This window comes from Bradyrhizobium ottawaense (genome assembly GCF_900099825.1).
In the GTDB taxonomy this organism is placed as follows: domain Bacteria; phylum Pseudomonadota; class Alphaproteobacteria; order Rhizobiales; family Xanthobacteraceae; genus Bradyrhizobium; species Bradyrhizobium ottawaense_A.
Genome location: NZ_LT629693.1, coordinates 2,641,186 through 2,658,093, shown reverse-complemented (window position 1 = coordinate 2,658,093; position 16,908 = coordinate 2,641,186). Strand labels below are relative to the sequence as shown.

The window sequence follows — 16,908 nt, the reverse complement described above, 5'->3', positions numbered from 1 at the left end:
AGGTTTCCAGCAAAACTCCGGGCGCAATGCGCCGCGAGAATGCGAAGTCGTATTCGAGATTCGTAGGATGGATGGAGCGAAGCGATACCCATCAACACTGTCCGTGAAGCGGTGGGTATCGCTTCGCTCCACCCACCCTACGGGATCAAACTCAATCCCGCGCGATGATCTCGCGCTCGCCGTCGTGAAGGTTGGCGGCGTTGAGCAGATCGCCGGCGCGGCGGCGGACCAGGAATTTCGGGCGGCGGGTGCGGATGGCGTTGTGACGGCGGCGGCGGGCGGCGGGTTCGCGCACCTTGTCTTCCGGCAATTGCGGAAGCGCGAAGATCTCGCTCCAGGTCTGCCAGGCGGATGCGATCTCGTCGGTGTCGGAACTGACAAGAAGCGGAATCGAAAGCGACGGATCCCGGTGCACCAGCACCAGCATCTGTGCGTCGTCGAGGCCACGCAAGGCGACGCCAAGAAAATCGCGGACGTTGATATTGACCGACATCCGCATGCCGTGGACGGCACGGCGCAGCACGACGCGTTCGCGGTGAAGTTCGATCTTCCTCACGCCGCCGTCTGCGCGGGTATCATGCGCATCGAACGAGAGCGGAAGGGAAAGAGGGTCGAGCCGCAGTGCACGGCTCGACCCGGCGGGATTGGTCCCGCTTGTTGCTGTTTGACGCCTCACGGCTTTATCTCCCCGCCGGGATTATGTTCCCGGTCGATACGTGAGACCTTAGCGGATGCGTTTCCGTTTCGGCTTAAAAAGGCTGGTTAACCCATGGTCACCTGCCGCGCTTCTGCCCGCATGATTGACAAGACCTTGGCCGACATGATTGACGAGACCTTGCTTTAATGCCGAAAATGTTTGGCATTTGGCGTCGCAAAATGCTTGAAATCGCTGTGAATCAGGCACATCTGATGGGTTCGCTGATTTGCGCCGAAGCCCCTTCATTGTCAGGAATTCTGTTTGTGAACTCTTCACCATCCACGGATCAGCCGCTTTCCCGTCCCGCCGCGACCTCGGACCTGTTCGATCAATCCGCGCTTTCGACGCTGGCGCAGCGCCTGGTCGAGGCGGCAAAGCGCGCCGGCGCGGATGCCGCGGACGCGGTCGCGGTGCGCGGCGTATCGCAGGGCGTCGAGGTGCGTGACGGGCGCGTCGAGGAATCCGAGCGCTCGGAAGGCGACGATGTCGGATTGCGCGTGCTGGTCGGGCAGCGCCAGGCGGTGGTTTCGACCAATGACGTTTCCGGCGATGGTATCGCAAAACTCGCCGAGCGCGCGGTCGCGATGGCGCGCGTGGCGCCCGACGATAAATTTGTCGGCCTCGCCGACCCCTCGCTGCTGGCGCGCGAGTTCGCCGATCTCGATCTGCTCGACCGCAAGGTTCCGACCACGGCCGAACTGGAGCGCCGGGCCTGCGAAGCCGAAGCGGCTGGCCTCGCGGTCAAGGGCGTATCGAAGTCCGGTGGCGCCTCGGCCTCGAGCGGCATCGGCGGCATGGTGCTGGTGACCTCGACCGGTTTCCATGGCTCCTACCTGCGTTCGAGCCAGGGCATCTCGATGACCGCGATCTCCGGTGAGGGCACCGGCATGGAGCGCGACTACGATTTTACGTCGGCGCCGCATGCATCCGACCTCGCCTCGCCCGAAAGCGTCGGCCGCAAGGCCGGCGAGCGCACGGTGGCGCGCGCCAATCCGCGCAAGGTCGAGACCTGCAAGGTGCCTGTCGTGTTCGACCCGCGGGTGTCGGGATCGCTGGTCGGCCATCTCGTCGGCGCCATCAACGGCGCCTCGATCGCGCGCAAGACCAGCTTCCTGAAGGACCGGCTCGGCGAACAGCTGTTCTCCAGGGACATCCGCATCATCGACGATCCGTTGCGGGTGCGCGGATTGCGTTCGCAGACCTTCGACGCCGAGGGCGTCAAGGTAAAGCGGCATGCGCTGATCGACGAGGGCGTGCTGACGACGTGGCTCCTGGATTCTGCGACCGCGCGAGAACTCGGCATGGTCACGACCGGACACGCCCATCGCGGCGTCTCGTCCTCACCGTCGCCGGGCTCGTACAACCTGCACCTCGAGGCAGGCCACGTGACGCCTGGGGAATTGATCTCGGACATCAAGCAGGGCTTTTACGTCACCGACCTGATCGGTTCCGGCGTCAATGGCGTGACCGGCGATTACAGCCGCGGCGCATCCGGGTTCTGGATCGAGAACGGCGAGATCACCTATGCCGTCAGCGAGGTGACGATCGCGGGCCATCTGCTGCCGATGTTCAAATCACTGGTCGCAGCCAGCGACCTGGAATTCCGCTACGGCGTCAATGCGCCGACGCTGCGCATCGAGGGCTTGACGCTTGGCGGACGCTGACACGGTCGAAAACACCACGGCGCGCGACGCCGCTCTGCTGGCGGAGACGGTGCGGGAAGCGGGCGCGCTGGCAAAGGCGATGTTTCGCACCGAACTGAAGAACTGGACCAAGGGCGCCTCGTCGCCGGTTTCGGAAGCCGATATCGCCGTCAACGATCTCGTCGAGCAGAGGCTGCGTTCGGCGACGCCGGATTATGGCTGGCTGTCGGAAGAAAGCGCCGACGACGACACGCGCCTTGGCAAGCCGCTGGTCTGGATCGTCGATCCGATCGACGGCACCCGGGCCTATCTGGCCGGCCGCGAGGACTGGTGCGTCAGCGTGGCGCTGGTCGCCGGTGCCACTCCGGTGCTGGCGGCGGTGTTTGCGCCGGTCACGGACGAATTCTTCTTCGCGGTGCGCGGGCAGGGCGCGACCCTGAACCGGCGGCAGGTCTCAGCCTCGACCGGGACCGACCTCGATTTTTCCCGGATGGCCGGTCCGAAGCCGCTGGTGCAGCGGCTCAGTCCGTCGTCCGACGAAATCACGCTGTTCCCGCGAATCGGATCGCTGGCGCTGCGGCTGTGCCGGGTCGCCGACGGCAGCCTCGATGCCGCTTTTGCGGGCGGTCAGAGCCGCGACTGGGACCTTGCCGCGGCCAATTTGATCGTGCAGGAAGCGAATGGTAGAATGACCGCGCTCTCGGGGGATGCGATTGAGTACAATCGCCGGGAGGTGACGCATGGGGTGCTGGTGGCAGCCGGACGCGATCGTCATGCACGCATTGTCGAGCATTTTCGAAACCGTCCACTGCCCTGAACCCGTAAAGCTACGCGCCGCAAAATCCTTCGCTACACGTGACGCATCTTGCGCTATATAGTCAGCTTGCTTGCCGGGCACCTCGTTAGGAAAAATCATCATGCCAGATAGTGCCCAGCCGCAACTGCTTCATCTCGTCATTGGCGGCGAGTTGACCGATCTCGAACACACGACGTTCAAGGACCTCGATCAGGTCGAGATCGTCGGCGTGTACCCCAATTACGCCACCGCTCACGCGGCCTGGAAGGCGAAGGCGCAGCAGACCGTGGACAATGCCCACATGCGTTACTTCGTGGTTCACCTCCATCGGCTGCTCGATCCGGGTCAAGACGCGAAGCACTCCCATTGAAACGATTCTTTCGCGATTTGCTGCGCAGCAGCTGGGTTCAGCGTGCGCTGGGCGTGCTTGCGGCCGAATACCTGCGGCTGGTCTGGCTGACCAACCGGTTCAGCTACCTGCCGGCCGACATCTATCAACAGGTCGAGCCGCAGATGCCGGCGATCTTTGCGTTCTGGCATGGCCAGCATTTGATGACGCCGTTCATCAAGAACAAGAAGAGCTACCGCGCCAAGGTGCTGATCTCGCGGCATCGCGACGGCGAATTCAATGCCATCGCCGCGGAGCGGCTCGGCATCGGCACCATCCGCGGCTCCGGCGATCACGGCGGCGCGTTTCACCGCAAGGGCGGTGTCGGCGCGTTCCGGGAGATGCTGCTGGCGCTGGGGGAGAACTGGAACGTCGCGACCACCGCCGACGTGCCGAAGCGGGCACGGGTCGTGGGCCTCGGCGTCATCATGCTGGCGCGGGAGTCCGGGCGGCCGATCATGCCGTTTGCGATGGTCACCAGCCGGTTCATCCGGTTGAAGAACTGGGACTCCACCACCATCAATTTACCCTTCGGGCGCGGTGCCGTGGTAGGCATTGAGCCGGTTTACGTGCCGCCGGACGCCAATGCCGAGACTATGGAAAAATTGCGGCTGCAGGTAGAGACTCTTCTGAACGAAGCGACCCGGCTCGCCTATGCAGCGGTCGGGCGTCCGGAGGCCGCCCTTGGCTGATCCGCTGCCGATGACGTTGCGCGTCTACCGGAGACTGTCGGCCGCGATGGTGCCGTTGTCGCCTGCGTTGATCAACCGGCGGTTGAAACTCGGCAAGGAAGATCCGGCGCGCGTCGGCGAGCGCCGCGGCGTCAGCGCCGATGTCCGCCCCGCGGGACCGCTGGTGTGGATTCACGGCGCCAGCGTCGGCGAGGTGCTGGCGGCCGCGGCCCTGATCGAGAAGTTGCGGGCGCTTAACCTGCGCATCCTGCTGACCTCGGGCACGGTGACGTCGGCGGCGATCGTCGCCAAGCGGTTCCCTGCCGACGTGATCCATCAATATGTGCCGTACGACTCGCCGCGTTATGTCGCGCGGTTTCTCGACCACTGGCGGCCCTCGCTGGCGCTGTTCATCGAATCCGACCTGTGGCCGAACCTGATCCTGTCCAGCGCGGCGCGACGGCTGCCGATGGTGCTGATCAACGGACGGATGTCGCATCGCTCGTTTCCGCGCTGGCGCCGGGTCTCCGGCACCATCTCGGCGCTGCTCGGCCGGTTCGACGTCTGCCTCGCGCAATCCCAGCTCGACGGCGAGCGTTTCGCCGCGCTCGGCAGCCGTAACGTCACGGTCACCGGAAATCTCAAGCTCGACGTTCCGGCGCCCCCGGCCGATACCGGCAAGCTCGAGCGGCTGATGTCGATGACGCGGGGGCGGCCGATCGTGGTCGCCGCCTCGACCCATCCCGGCGAAGAAGAGATCCTGGTCGAGACCCACAAGACGCTGGCCGGATTCTTTCCCGGGCTATTGACCGTGATCGTGCCACGGCATGCCGACCGCGGCGCGGCAATCGCAGGCATGATCACTGCGGCCGGGCTGAAGCCGGCCTTGCGCTCGCGCGAGGAATTGCCGACCGCTTCAACTGACATCTATGTCGGCGATACCATGGGCGAGATGGGCCTGTTCTACCGGCTGGCGCCGATCGTGTTCATGGGCGGATCGCTGGTCGAGCATGGCGGACAGAATCCGATCGAAGCGGTCAAGCTCGGCGCGTCCGTCGTCCATGGGCCCCACGTCTTCAATTTCACCGATGTCTACGAGGCACTGGATTCCGCCGGCGGCGCGCGCCGCGCCGACACCAAGGAAGCGCTGATCAAGCAGCTCGGTCAGTTGCTCGCCGATCCCAAGGCGCGCGACGCCGCACTTGTGGCATCCGACGCCGTGGTCGCGCAGCTCGGCGGCGCGCTGGAACGGACGCTTGCGGCGCTCGAGCCGTATCTGCTGCAGTTGCGGCTCGAGATGGGAGCCGCCAATGCGTGAGCCGGGCTTCTGGCACAGCCCGTCTTCGTGGAAATCGCATCTGTTGAGGCCGCTCGGCGCGCTCTATGGCGCCATCGCCGCCAACCGGCTGCAGCACAACGGTCTGGATGCCGGCATTCCGGTGCTCTGCGTCGGCAACTATCACGTTGGCGGCGCCGGCAAGACGCCGACGGTGCTGGCGCTGGCCAAACTGTTGCGCGACCTCGGCGAGACGCCGGTGGTGCTGAGCCGCGGCTATGGCGGAAGATTGCGCGGACCGGTCCGGGTCGATCCCGCCAGGCATGCGGCATCCGATGTCGGCGACGAGCCGCTGATGATGGCGGTTCAATTGCCGGTGGTGGTCGCGCGCCAGCGTGCGGACGGCGTCCCGCTGGCGCGGTCGCAAGGCGCGACCGTGATCCTGATGGACGACGGTTTTCAGAGTCCGGCCGTGGCCAAGGATGCGTCGCTGATCGTGATCGACGGCAACCGCGGTCTCGGCAACGGACAGGTGTTTCCTGCCGGTCCTTTGCGCGCGCCCTTGAAGCCGCAACTGGCGCGCACCGACGCGCTGGTGATTGTCGGCAACGGCGCCGCCGCAGAGGCGGTGGCGGTGGAGATTGCCGCGCAGGGCAAGCCGGTGCTGCGCGCGCATCTGCAGCCGGATGCGGCGCAAGTGGCGTCGCTGCGCGGCGGGCGCGTGCTGGCCTTCGCCGGCATCGGCGATCCCGCGCGATTCTTCGCAACACTCGAGGCCAGCGGCATCGAGGTGGCACAGCGGCGTGCCTTCGCCGATCATCATCCGTTCACGCAAGCCGAGATCGAAGGCCTTGTCGCGGAAGCTGCGCGCGATGCGCTGACGCTGGTGACGACGGAAAAGGATCTGGCGCGGCTGCGGCGGGCCGGCGGCGTGCCGGATTGGGCGCAGCAGATTACGGCGTTCACGGTGACGCTTGAATTCGACGACGCGGCGCTGTTGCGCTGGTTCGTGACCGCGCGTCTGTTCAAGGCGCGCGAGAGAAAGCTCAGCGGAGGCGACTAGCTCTGGCCTTTCAAGGCGCCGGGAAAGTGCCGTTCCAGCACGGCGGTCGGAACTGAATAGGCCTCCTGCAGATCGACGCTCCAGTACTTCAACTCGTCGAGCGGGATCCGCACGTCGGTGATGGCGCAGCGCACATAGGTTCCGGGCGAGACCACGCGGAAATCGCCATCCAGATATTGCACCTGCGCTTCGCCATTCCCCGAGGGACCAAATTTATTCAGCACCGTCAAACTCTCCGATGGGCCGCCCCATCACAGGGGGCGGCCAAGTGTATTTTCCGAGAGGAGTCTATCATAAATAGGTCGTACTGTCCGCTCCCGAAACCCACCTACTTGTGATGAATTTTGGCCCGATCTGCATGATAGCCTTGCATTCATGGCTCGCTGCATCTGTAGCGCCATCATGATCCGACCGGGACCGATGCGCCCTCTGTCAGCAATACTATTCCTGACGCTCTTCGCCGTGAGCTTCGCTGCGACCGCAGCTCCGCTGCCGGCCCCGCATCAGGTCGATATTCCCGCTGCCAACCTGACCCTGCACGCGCAGCTCTACAAGCCGGAGGGCGACGGACCGTTCCCCACCGTGATCGCGCTGCACGGCTGCGGCGGACTGGGCGGACATTCGGAACCGGTGCTGCCGCGCTACCGCGACTGGGCCGAACAGCTGCTGAAGGCCGGCCATGCGGTGCTGCTGCCGGACAGTTACGGCTCGCGCGAACTCGGGGCGCAATGCCGCGTCAAGGAGCGACACGTGCTCGCCCGCCGGGAGCGGGTGGCCGATATCACCGCGGCGCGACAATGGCTCTCGCAACAGGTCTGGGCGGCACATGACCGCGTCAGCCTGATCGGATGGGGGAATGGCGGCAGTGCGTTGTTGTGGGCGATACGGCCGCAACTGTCGTCGCGCAATGCCGCGCCGGATTTCCGTTCCGCGATTGCGTTCTATCCGGACTGCCGCGTCTCTTCCGGCCTCGGCTGGAGCGCGCGGGTGCCGACACTGCTGCTGATCGGCGCCAAGGACGACATCAGTTCGCCGTCCGCCTGCCGTGCGATGATCGACGGCGCGCGCGGGCGCAGCGCGCTGACCCGGATCGAAATCTATCCCGGCGCATCGCACGACTTCGATCGTCCCGATCTGCCGCTGCATGCGATCGGCAGCGGTGGCGCCGACGCGGCGTTGCCGGAGCGCGGCCATATCGGCACCGACGCGGAGGCGCGCTCGGACTCGCAGGCGCGCGTCGCCGAGTGGCTGGCGCGGTAGCGATAGCAAAACAAAAAGACTCTAAAACAGGCTGCCCTGATCGATTGGCTTGACGACGCGCTTGGCCGCCATCGTCTTCGCCTCGCGCGGCGCGGGCTTGGGCGCGCTGTCGGGCGCGGACGACGCCGGCGGACGATCCGAATCCGCGGTGGCGCCGACACGACCGTCGGCGAATTCGATCGTCAGATGCGCGTTGGGCCCGACCGAGGCCGCGGCGTGCAAGGGCTGGCCGTGCGCGTCGCGCACCAAAGCAAAGCCGCGCGCCAGCACGCCACGATAGGACAGCGCCGACAACAACTGGCCGCTATGCGCGACGCGGGCTTCCAACCGCTGCATCGCCGTCAGCAGCGCGCGGCGGGCGCGCTCGGCGAGGCGCTGGGCGCGTTCGCGGTCGCGCGCGATGGCGTTGCGCTGGGCCTGCGCGTTGGCAAGTTTCGAGGTCTTGAGCCTGACCTCCAGCCCGGCAAAGCGATCGCGGCGATGCCGCAGCAGCGCGCGGGTGGAAAGCCTGATGCGCTCGCCGGACACCGTGAGGCGCTGCCTCGCCTGTGCGACCTGTCCACGCAGCACCTTCAACGTCAGCCCTGCGCTGGCCTGCGAGAAGCGGCGATGATGCGCGTTGGTATTGGCTTTCAGCCCGCGGGGCAGGGCTCCAGTTGCGCTGTCGAGCCGCTGCCTCGGGATCGCCAGCAGTTCGGCGGCGCCGGGCAAAGCGCGGGCGGCGGCGCGCAATTCATTGCGGCGGCCTTCCTGGCTGCGCTGCCAGCAGATCATCGTGCGACGCGCCAGCGCCGTCACCTCGACGAATAATTCGCTGCGTACGGGGACGGCCATTTCGGCGGCCGCGGTCGGTGTCGGCGCGCGCTTGTCGGCGGCAAAATCGATCAGCGTGATATCGGTCTCGTGACCCACCGCCGAGATCAGCGGGATCATGCTCTCGGCCGCGGCGCGCACCACAATCTCCTCGTTGAATGACCACAGGTCCTCCAGCGAGCCGCCGCCGCGCGCGACGATCAACAGATCCGGCCGTGGGATGCTGCCGCCCTCGGGCAGCGCGTTGAAGCCGCGGATGGCGGCGGCGACCTGTTCGGCCGAACCTTCGCCCTGAACCTTGACCGGCCACACCAGCACCCGGCGTGGAAACCGGTCCTGCAGCCGGTGCAGGATGTCGCGAATGACGGCCCCGGTCGGCGAGGTGACGACGCCGATCACCTCCGGCAGCCAGGGCAGCAACTGCTTGCGGGCCTCGTCGAACAGGCCCTCGGCGCCGAGCTTGCGCTTGCGCTCTTCCATCAGCGCCATCAGCGCGCCGACGCCGGCGGGCTCGATCGCTTCGATCACGATCTGGTATTTCGACGAGCCCGGATAGGTCGTGAGCTTGCCGGTGGCGATGACCTCGAGGCCTTCCTGCGGCTTGAAGCGCATGCGCGAATGCACGCCCTTCCAGATCACGGCCTCGATCTTGGCGGTCTCGTCCTTGAGCGCGAAATAGCAGTGGCCGGAGGAATGCGGCCCGCGAAAGCCGGAGATTTCGCCACGCACCCGGACATGCCCGTAGGTATCCTCCACCGTCCGTTTCAGCGCCGAGGACAGCTCCGAAACGGTCAATTCAGGCGTGTTGGTCAGTTTTTCCGCAGCGGGCATGGTCATCGATTCGGGCATGGAGGAGGCCCGCGTAAAGTAGGGATTTTTGGCCGTTCCGGATAGGGACGTTTTCGGCGATCTTCGCCCGCCGTTCGCAAGGAACCCCTTGCAGGCTAAGGCAGACTCGTGCGACCGACTGCGCTTCGAAACCCCGCATCCGGTCCACCTCATGAACATCCTTTTGCTCGGTTCCGGCGGCCGCGAACACGCCCTGGCGTGGAAGATCGCCGCTTCCCCGCTGCTGACCAAGCTGTGGTGCGCGCCCGGCAATGCCGGCATCGCCAATGAGGCCGAATGCGTCCCGCTCGATATCACCGACCACCCCGCCGTGATCGATTTCTGCAAACGCAACGCGGTTGATTTCGTCGTGGTCGGCCCGGACGCGCCGATCGCCGCAGGCATGGTCGACGATCTCAACGCCGCCGGTTTCAAGGCCTTCGGTCCGACCAAAGCCGCCGGGCAGCTTGAGAGTTCGAAGAATTTCACCAAGGCGCTCTGCCGCGCCAACCACATTCCGACCGCTGCCTATGAGCACTTCACCGATGCCGAAGCGGCGAAGGCCTATATCCGCAGGCAGGGGGCGCCGATCGTCGTCAAGGCGGACGGGCTTGCTGCCGGGAAGGGCGTCGTCGTCGCGATGACGGAGGCGGAGGCGCTGGCTGCGGTCGACATGATGTTCGGTGGCGGCTTTGGCGGCGCCGGCGCGGAAGTGGTGATTGAGGAATTCATGGAAGGTGAAGAAGCCTCGTTCTTCGCGCTCTGCGACGGCGAACACGCGCTGCCGCTCGCCACCGCCCAGGACCACAAGCGTGCCTTCGACGGTGATACCGGGCCGAACACGGGCGGCATGGGCGCCTATTCGCCGGCGCCCGTCATGACCGACGCCATGAACACGCGGGTGATGGATGAAATGATCGTGCCGACGCTGCGCGCGATGAAGGCGATGGGGGCGCCTTACAAGGGCGTGCTCTTTGCGGGCATCATGGTCACCAAAGACGGCCCGAAGCTCGTCGAATACAACGCCCGCTTCGGCGATCCGGAAACCCAGGTGCTGATGCTGCGGATGATGTCCGATGTGCTGCCGGCGTTGATCGCCTGCGCCGACGGTCAGTTGAAGAATTTCAGCCTGCGCTGGTTCGACGATGTCGCACTGACCGTGATCATGGCGACCAAGGGTTATCCCGGCGACTACGGCAAGGGCTCGGTGATCACGGGTCTCGACGAAGCCAGCAGGATCGACGGCGTCGAGATCTTCCACGCCGGCACAGTCGCGAAAGACGGCAAGCTGCTCGCCAATGGCGGCCGCGTGCTGAACGTCTGCGCGTCCGGGAAGACCGTCAGCGAGGCGCGGCAGCGCGCGTATCAGGCCGTCGACCGGATCAAATGGCCGGAAGGTTTTTGCCGCCGCGATATCGGCTGGCGGGCAGTCGAGCGAGAGAAGTAATTCCTGCTCGTCATGCCCGGGCAGAAGCGCGAAGCGCGTCTTCGCGCTAGGTGACCCGGGCATCCATCAGCTTCGTGAAGACTCTTTTAGGGGATGGATTGCCGGGTCAAGCCCGGCAATGACACCTTGAGATTTGCTCGTCGCTCGATGCGACGACTACAGCAAATCCCCGCCCACCGCGCTCGCGGTGGTGCCGTGCTCGCGGAACGCCTTGATGACGTTCTTGCCGATCTTCCATCGGTGCACTTCGTCCGGACCGTCGACCAGCCGCTGCGCACGTACCTGGGTGTACCATTTGGCGAGCGGCGTATCCTGGGAAAAGCCGAGGGCGCCGTGGAGCTGGATCGCGGTATCGATCACCTTGTGCACCATATGGGCATGGAAGATCTTGGCGATCGAGTTCTCCTGCCGGATGTCCATGCCCTTTTCCGCCTTGTAGGCGATGTGCAGCAGCATCAGGCGGCCGATATAGAGCTGTTCGGCGCAATCGGCGAGCATGAACTGGACGCCCTGGCGATCGGCGAGCAGCACGCCGAAGGTCGAACGCTTGGTGATGTGGGCGACCGCCATGTCGAGGGCGCGCTGCGCCTTGGCGACGTTGTGCATGCCGTGGCGCAAGCGGCCGTAAGCGAGGCGGTGCTGGCCCATGTTGAAGCCGTTGCCTTCGCCACCGAGCAGGTTGTCGGCCGATACTTTCAGATCCTTGATCTCGATCTCGGAATGGCCGCCGTGCAGCACGTCGTCATGCGGCCCCTCGATCGCCATGTTCGCGACATTGCGCTTGATCTTGTAGCCGGGGTTCGGCAGCTCGACGATGAAGGTGGAATACTGCTGATGGCGCGGTGCGTTCGGATCGGTCTTGGCCATGACAAGCGCCATGTCGGCAACGCTGGCGGAGGACGAGAACCATTTTTCGCCGTTGAGAACGTAATTCTCGTTGCCGTCCTTGACGGCGGTGGTCTGCATGCCGGTGGCGTCGGCGCCGGCGGCCTTCTCGGTCATCGAAAAGCAGATGCGCTTCTCGCCGTTCAGCAGGGGTTTTAGGAACTTTTCCTTCTGATATTCCGTGCCGTGCTCGAGAATGGTCATCATCGAGGCGTCGTCGGGACCCTGCGTGTTCATTGAAAGCGCGCCGAGCATACTCTCGCCGAGCTCCATCTGCACCAGCGCGTTGGCGAGCGGGCCGAGGCCCATGCCGCCATATTGCTTCGGCACGAACGGGCACCACAGGCCCTGCGCGCGGGCCTTGGCCCGCAGCGGGCCCAGCACCTCGGCGAGCGGCTTGGTGTCGAGTTCCTTCTCCGCGGGGATGCAGTGATCGTGCACCCATTGGCGAACCTTCTCGCGGATCGCCTTGGCTTCCGCCGGAATTTCGAAATCGATCGACATGGCACTTCCTCGCTTTTGGTTCTTGTTGGCCGGGCTTGCCGGATGGCATAACGCTGGGACGTGCCAGCGGCAACGCCAAACAATGTTTAAAGCACGCACTGACCCGGTGGCGGACGATGACGAGAGAGTGAGCCATGCCCGATCTTGCCGATCTGTTTCCCGGATATGCCTCCGAATGGATCAATACCAGCGCGGGTCGCATCTTCGCCCGTGTCGGCGGTAAGGGGCCGCCGCTGTTGCTGCTGCACGGCTTTTCATCGACCCATGTGATGTGGCACACGGTCGCGCCGAAGCTGGCCGACAAATTCACCCTGATCATCGCCGACCTGCCGGGCTATGGCTGGTCGGACATGCCCGACAGCGACAAGGACCACACGCCCTACACCAAGCGCGCGATGGCGAAGACGATGGTGGAAGCGATGGAGCAGCTCGGCCATGTGCATTTCGCGCTGGCGGGTCACGATCGCGGCGGGCGTGTGTCGTACCGGCTGGCGCTCGATCATCCCGGCCGGCTGTCGAAACTGGCGGTGCTCGATATCCTGCCGACCTATGATTACTGGGAGAAGATGAACCGGCTGTATGCGCTGAACATCTATCACTGGACGTTCCTGGCGCAGCCGTATCCGCTGCCGGAAACCCTGATCAGCGGCAACGGCGAGTTCTTTCTCCGGCAGAAGATGGCGAGCCAGACCAAGTCGAAGACGCTGGCTGCAATGGATCCGCGCGCGCTGCAGCATTACATCGCGCCGTTCCTCGACCCATCGCGGATTCACGCGATGTGCGAGGATTACCGCGCCGGCGCCTATGCCGACTACGATATCGACAAGGCGGACTTCGATGCGGGCAAGAAGATCACGATCCCGATGCTTGCGCTGTGGGGCGACGTCGGCATCGCAAAGGCCGCGGCGACGCCGCTCGACACCTGGAAGAAATGGGCACCCAACGTGTCCGGCGCGCCGGTCGATAGCGGGCATTTCCTGACGGAAGAAAATCCGGACGTGACGGCGAGGCTGTTGCGGGAGTTTTTTCTGGCGGCGTGAGCTATCTCTGTCGTCATTGCGAGGAGCGCCAGCGACGAAGCAATCCATGCTTCGTTCCGTAGGAAAGATGGATTGCTTCCGCCTACGCTCGGTGAGCTACGGCGGACAAGTCGCTGCGCTCGCAATGACGGTTTAGGGCTCTAGCGCCTCACCTTGAAGAAATCCCGCAGCAGCGTCGCTGCCTCGGTCTCGCCCACCGCCGAATAGACCTCCGGCACATGGTGACAGGTCGGCTGCGCGAAGAACCGCACGCCGGAATCCACGGCACCCCCCTTTGGGTCGGCGGCGCCGTAATAGAGCCGGCGGATCCGCGCGAACGAAATCGCGCCGGCGCACATGGTGCAGGGCTCCAGCGTGACATAGAGGTCGCAATCGACCAGCCGTTCGGTGCCAACAGCCTCGGCGGCCTGCCGGATCGCCAGGATTTCGGCATGTGCGGTCGGGTCGCGGTCGGTCAGCGTCCGGTTGCCGGCGGCGGCGATGACCTCATAACCCCTGACGATCACGCATCCGATCGGAACTTCGCCGGCTTTTCCGGCGTTTTCGGCCGTTTTGAGGGCCAAATCCATGAAAGAAGGGGCAGTCATGCCTCGTATCATCGAAAGAAACCTGCTACTAGGAGCACCTTCAGCAAACGTGGATGCCGGTTTTGCGTGAGAATGCGCCTTGATCAGAGTGCGCGCGCGTTATCGCTATGACAGCCCATCCGCCTGATAGCCATTTCATACGTACCCGAGAGCCCCTTCATGCCCCGCGATAACGACAAAAACAACGATTCCCGCGGCCGGCGTGACCGCCAAGGCGACGGCAAGGGCCGCGCCGGCGGCGGCAAGGGCCGTTCCGGGGCAGCGCGGGGACCGGACAAGAAATTCGCCAAGCGCGGCTTTGCCGGCAAGAGCGAGGGGGACGGCGAGCGGCGTCCCTATGCCGGTAAGTCGGATGGCGCGAAATCGTTCGGCAAGAAGCCCTATGCGGGCGCAGGCAAACCCTATGCCGGCAAACGCGATGGCGACGATCGTCCGCCGCGCCGGGACTTTGGCGACTCGCCGCGCCCTAGATTTAACCGCGAGGATCGTCCCGCTGGTGATCGTCCCGACCGCGGACCGCGCAAGGATTTTGGCTCACGTCCGGACCGTGACGGCGAGAAGCGCCCGTTCAAGCCGCGTGGCGACCGCCCGAATTTCAGCCGCGATGATCGTGGCGGCGAAAAGCGTCCCTACACGCCGCGCGGCGACCGTCCCAACTTCAACCGCGACGACCGGCCGCCGCGACGCGATCGCGACGATACGCGTCCGGCCGGACGTTTCCAGGACAAGAAGTTCGGCGACAAGAAACCCTATACGCCGCGGGAAGGTGGCGGCGAGAAGCGGCCTTACACCCCGCGTGGCGAGGGTTTTCGCAAAGACGGCGACCGGCCCCGTGGCGATCGTCCGTTCAGCGCGCGGCCTTCGCGCGATGGCGATCGGCCTCGTGGAGATCGGCCCGAGCGAAAATTTGGTGGCGACAAGAAGTTCTCATCACGCGGTGCGCCGGATCGTGGCCCACGCAAGGATTTTGGCAGCCGCCCGGATCGTGGCAGCGGGGGCGATCGGGATCGCGGTCCGCGCAAGGATTTTGGTTCTGACCGTGGTGATTCAAAGCCGTGGCAGAAGCGTGAAGATCGTCCCCAAGGAGACCGTCCGCGTGGCGATCGTCCTTCTGGCGATCGTCCGTTTCGTGAACGGCCGAAATTCGACCGGCCCCGTGAAGACCGCGGCGACCGTCCGAAATTCGACCGGCCGCGTCAGCGGCCGGAGGGCCGCACCGACTGGCAGGAACATCCGCGTAACGAGGCCGGTGAAGATCGGCCGCGCCGCGACAATGAAGACGACAGCAAGGTGTTCGCCAAGCGTCCGGCGTTCGGCGGCCGCGGCGCTTACCGCGAGCGTGCGCCCGACTTCGACAAGCGGGCACCGCGTCCCGAGCCGAAGAAGAAGACCAGTGAGCGCATCGCCAAGGTGATGGCGCGGGCAGGGCTGGCTTCGCGCCGCGATGCCGAGGAATGGATCACGCAGGGCCGCGTCACCGTCAATGGCCGCGTCATCAACTCGCCGGCGCTCGACGTCACCGGCAACGATGTCATCGCGATCGATGGCAAGCCGTTGCCGCCGCGCGAGCGCACCCGGCTGTTCATGTTCCACAAGCCGCGCGGCCTGATGACCACGCACGCCGATCCCGAGGGACGGCCGACCGTGTTCGACAACCTGCCGGAAGGCTTGCCGCGGCTGATCTCGATCGGCCGGCTCGATTTCAACACCGAAGGCCTGCTGCTGCTGACCAATGACGGCGGACTGGCGCGGGCGCTCGAACTGCCCGACACCGGCTGGCTGCGGCGCTACCGCGTTCGCGCCCATGGCGACGTCACGCAGGGCCAGCTCGACGAGCTGAAGAAGGGCGTTGAGGTCGACGGCGTCAAATACGGCTCGATCGACGCGACGCTGGAGCGCGACCAGGGCGCCAATGTGTGGCTGGTGTTTGCGATCCGCGAAGGCAAGAACCGCGAAGTCCGCAACGTGATGGCGCATCTCGGCCTCGAGGTGAACCGGCTGATCCGCGTCTCCTACGGGCCGTTCCAGCTCGGCGAACTCGAAGAAGGCAAGGTCGAGGAGGTCAAGACCCGGGTGTTGCGCGAGCAGCTCGGCGAGAAGATCGCAGCGTTGGCCGGCGCCGATTTCAACCGGCCGATGCCGGCTGATAAGTCCCAGGAGGCATCGTCCGAAGCTTCGCACGGTTCAAAGCCGTCCAAGCCGGTCAGCAAGAGGGAAGTGATCGCCGACCGCAAGGGCCGCCGCGTGCTGGTGCAGCGCACCGGCAGCGAGGAAGCCCGTGCGCGCAACGAGGAAGAGGCCAGCGGCTACGGCCCGCCACGCCGCCCGCAACGCGGCTACCACGGCAAGCGCGACCTGACGCCGCGCGACGAGTAGTTGAGCTATGCGTGTCGTCGGCGGGCGGTTGAAGGGCCGTAACCTGGCTTCTCCCTCATCAAGCGATATCCGCCCAACGGCGGATCGGTTGCGCGAGTCGGTATTCAATATTCTCATCCATGCCTATGACGATCCGATCGAGGGCGCGCGCGTGCTCGATCTGTTTGCCGGCACCGGCGCGCTCGGCATCGAGGCGGTGTCGCGCGGCGCGCTATTCACGCTGTTCGTCGACAACGGCGCCGAGGCGCGCGCCCTGTTGCGCAACAATGTCGAGGCGCTCGGCCTCGGCGGCGTCACCAAAGTCTATCGCCGCGACGCCACCGATCTCGGCCCGGCGCATCCGGTCGAACCGTTCGCGCTGGTGTTTCTCGATCCGCCCTACGGCAGGGGGCTGGCGGAAAAGGCGCTTGTCTCGCTGCGCGACGGCGGCTGGCTGATTCCGGGCGCGCTGCTCGTGGTCGAGGAAGCGAAGGCTGCCGCGTTTACCGCGCCTGACGGTTTCGAGGAGCTGGAGCGGCGGGCGTATGACGACACCGAATTTGTGTTTTTGAAAGCCAATTCGTAGGGCGGATTAGCGAAGCGTAATCCGCCGTTCTCTCCGCGCGCAATCGGTGGATTACGCTTCGCTAATCCA

16 protein-coding genes are annotated in these 16,908 nt (G+C 65.2%); 11 read left to right on the top strand and 5 right to left on the bottom strand.

Going from position 1 to position 16,908, the window contains the following annotated elements; genetic code table 11:
- Window positions 1-151: 151 nt before the first annotated feature.
- Window positions 152-676, bottom strand: coding sequence for a DUF6101 family protein (locus BLR13_RS12410; protein WP_074823791.1), 525 nt, complete (start codon window positions 674-676; stop codon window positions 152-154).
- A 284-nt stretch (window positions 677-960) separates the two neighbouring features.
- Here BLR13_RS12410 and BLR13_RS12405 point away from each other — a divergent pair, with 284 nt between their 5' ends.
- The 6 genes from BLR13_RS12405 to lpxK all read left to right on the top strand — a co-directional run bounded on the left by BLR13_RS12405 (window position 961) and on the right by lpxK (window position 6,534).
- Window positions 961-2,361, top strand: a complete 1,401-nt coding sequence (locus BLR13_RS12405) for a TldD/PmbA family protein (RefSeq protein WP_074831600.1) — start codon at window positions 961-963, stop codon at window positions 2,359-2,361.
- A complete protein-coding gene (locus BLR13_RS12400) occupies window positions 2,348-3,157 on the top strand; it encodes an inositol monophosphatase family protein (protein WP_074823794.1) in 810 nt (269 codons plus the stop codon). Before BLR13_RS12405 ends, BLR13_RS12400 begins: the two co-directional genes overlap by 14 nt.
- A 100-nt stretch (window positions 3,158-3,257) precedes the next feature.
- A complete protein-coding gene (locus BLR13_RS12395) occupies window positions 3,258-3,506 on the top strand; it encodes a DUF4170 domain-containing protein (RefSeq protein WP_074823798.1) in 249 nt (82 codons plus the stop codon).
- Complete coding sequence (locus BLR13_RS12390; protein ID WP_074823802.1) at window positions 3,503-4,216, top strand: lysophospholipid acyltransferase family protein; 714 nt, start codon at window positions 3,503-3,505, stop codon at window positions 4,214-4,216. Before BLR13_RS12395 ends, BLR13_RS12390 begins: the two co-directional genes overlap by 4 nt.
- Entirely contained in the window at window positions 4,179-5,513 is a 1,335-nt protein-coding gene (locus tag BLR13_RS12385) for a 3-deoxy-D-manno-octulosonic acid transferase (RefSeq protein WP_074823805.1), read from the top strand. The genes BLR13_RS12390 and BLR13_RS12385 overlap by 38 nt, the downstream gene beginning before the upstream one ends.
- Window positions 5,506-6,534: a tetraacyldisaccharide 4'-kinase gene (lpxK, locus tag BLR13_RS12380; protein ID WP_074823807.1), complete on the top strand. Its 1,029-nt coding sequence runs from the start codon at window positions 5,506-5,508 to the stop codon at window positions 6,532-6,534. Before BLR13_RS12385 ends, lpxK begins: the two co-directional genes overlap by 8 nt.
- On the opposite strand, the gene BLR13_RS12375 is transcribed toward lpxK, so the two are convergent.
- Entirely contained in the window at window positions 6,531-6,758 is a 228-nt protein-coding gene (locus BLR13_RS12375) for a DUF2093 domain-containing protein (RefSeq protein ID WP_074831601.1), read from the bottom strand. The genes lpxK and BLR13_RS12375 overlap by 4 nt on opposite strands.
- A gap of 196 nt (window positions 6,759-6,954) precedes the next feature.
- Here BLR13_RS12375 and BLR13_RS12370 point away from each other — a divergent pair, with 196 nt between their 5' ends.
- A complete protein-coding gene (locus tag BLR13_RS12370; RefSeq protein WP_074823809.1) occupies window positions 6,955-7,794 on the top strand; it encodes a dienelactone hydrolase family protein in 840 nt (279 codons plus the stop codon).
- A 21-nt stretch (window positions 7,795-7,815) separates the two neighbouring features.
- Here the strand turns inward: BLR13_RS12370 and xseA are convergent, their stop codons facing one another.
- Window positions 7,816-9,438, bottom strand: coding sequence for an exodeoxyribonuclease VII large subunit (gene xseA / locus BLR13_RS12365; protein ID WP_079587905.1), 1,623 nt, complete (start codon window positions 9,436-9,438; stop codon window positions 7,816-7,818).
- A gap of 169 nt (window positions 9,439-9,607) precedes the next feature.
- On the opposite strand from xseA, the gene purD reads away from it, so the two are divergent.
- Entirely contained in the window at window positions 9,608-10,882 is a 1,275-nt protein-coding gene (gene purD / locus BLR13_RS12360; protein ID WP_074823815.1) for a phosphoribosylamine--glycine ligase, read from the top strand.
- A 156-nt stretch (window positions 10,883-11,038) separates the two neighbouring features.
- Here the strand turns inward: purD and BLR13_RS12355 are convergent, their stop codons facing one another.
- Window positions 11,039-12,271, bottom strand: coding sequence for an acyl-CoA dehydrogenase family protein (locus BLR13_RS12355; protein ID WP_074823818.1), 1,233 nt, complete (start codon window positions 12,269-12,271; stop codon window positions 11,039-11,041).
- A gap of 134 nt (window positions 12,272-12,405) precedes the next feature.
- Between BLR13_RS12355 and BLR13_RS12350 the strand changes: the two genes are divergently transcribed.
- The gene (locus BLR13_RS12350) at window positions 12,406-13,311 is read left to right on the top strand and encodes an alpha/beta fold hydrolase (protein WP_074823821.1); all 906 of its coding nucleotides are present in this window, start codon (window positions 12,406-12,408) and stop codon (window positions 13,309-13,311) included.
- 140 nt (window positions 13,312-13,451) lie between these two features.
- Here the strand turns inward: BLR13_RS12350 and BLR13_RS12345 are convergent, their stop codons facing one another.
- Window positions 13,452-13,898 carry a nucleoside deaminase gene (locus BLR13_RS12345; protein WP_244525162.1) on the bottom strand — a complete coding sequence of 149 codons (447 nt, stop codon included), beginning with the start codon at window positions 13,896-13,898 and terminating at the stop codon, window positions 13,452-13,454.
- Between the two features lie 159 nt (window positions 13,899-14,057).
- Here BLR13_RS12345 and BLR13_RS12340 point away from each other — a divergent pair, with 159 nt between their 5' ends.
- Both BLR13_RS12340 and rsmD read left to right on the top strand, forming a co-directional pair.
- Window positions 14,058-16,274 (top strand): pseudouridine synthase, encoded by a 2,217-nt coding sequence (locus tag BLR13_RS12340; RefSeq protein WP_074823827.1) that lies wholly within the window; start codon window positions 14,058-14,060, stop codon window positions 16,272-16,274.
- A 7-nt stretch (window positions 16,275-16,281) separates the two neighbouring features.
- Entirely contained in the window at window positions 16,282-16,839 is a 558-nt protein-coding gene (gene rsmD, locus BLR13_RS12335) for a 16S rRNA (guanine(966)-N(2))-methyltransferase RsmD (RefSeq protein WP_074823830.1), read from the top strand.
- Window positions 16,840-16,908 lie beyond the last annotated feature (69 nt).

Bases quoted from the DNA above. Each gene is read 5' to 3' on its own strand.
- BLR13_RS12395 (WP_074823798.1), top strand. From the start codon at position 3,258: ATGCCAGATAGTGCCCAGCCGCAACTGCTTCATCTCGTCATTGGCGGC.
- BLR13_RS12385 (WP_074823805.1), top strand. From the start codon at position 4,179: ATGCAGCGGTCGGGCGTCCGGAGGCCGCCCTTGGCTGATCCGCTGCCG.
- lpxK (WP_074823807.1), top strand. From the start codon at position 5,506: ATGCGTGAGCCGGGCTTCTGGCACAGCCCGTCTTCGTGGAAATCGCAT.
- BLR13_RS12370 (WP_074823809.1), top strand. From the start codon at position 6,955: ATGCGCCCTCTGTCAGCAATACTATTCCTGACGCTCTTCGCCGTGAGC.
- xseA (WP_079587905.1), bottom strand. From the start codon at position 9,438: ATGCCCGCTGCGGAAAAACTGACCAACACGCCTGAATTGACCGTTTCG.
- purD (WP_074823815.1), top strand. From the start codon at position 9,608: ATGAACATCCTTTTGCTCGGTTCCGGCGGCCGCGAACACGCCCTGGCG.
- BLR13_RS12355 (WP_074823818.1), bottom strand. From the start codon at position 12,271: ATGTCGATCGATTTCGAAATTCCGGCGGAAGCCAAGGCGATCCGCGAG.
- BLR13_RS12350 (WP_074823821.1), top strand. From the start codon at position 12,406: ATGCCCGATCTTGCCGATCTGTTTCCCGGATATGCCTCCGAATGGATC.
- BLR13_RS12345 (WP_244525162.1), bottom strand. From the start codon at position 13,898: ATGACTGCCCCTTCTTTCATGGATTTGGCCCTCAAAACGGCCGAAAAC.
- BLR13_RS12340 (WP_074823827.1), top strand. From the start codon at position 14,058: ATGCCCCGCGATAACGACAAAAACAACGATTCCCGCGGCCGGCGTGAC.
- rsmD (WP_074823830.1), top strand. From the start codon at position 16,282: ATGCGTGTCGTCGGCGGGCGGTTGAAGGGCCGTAACCTGGCTTCTCCC.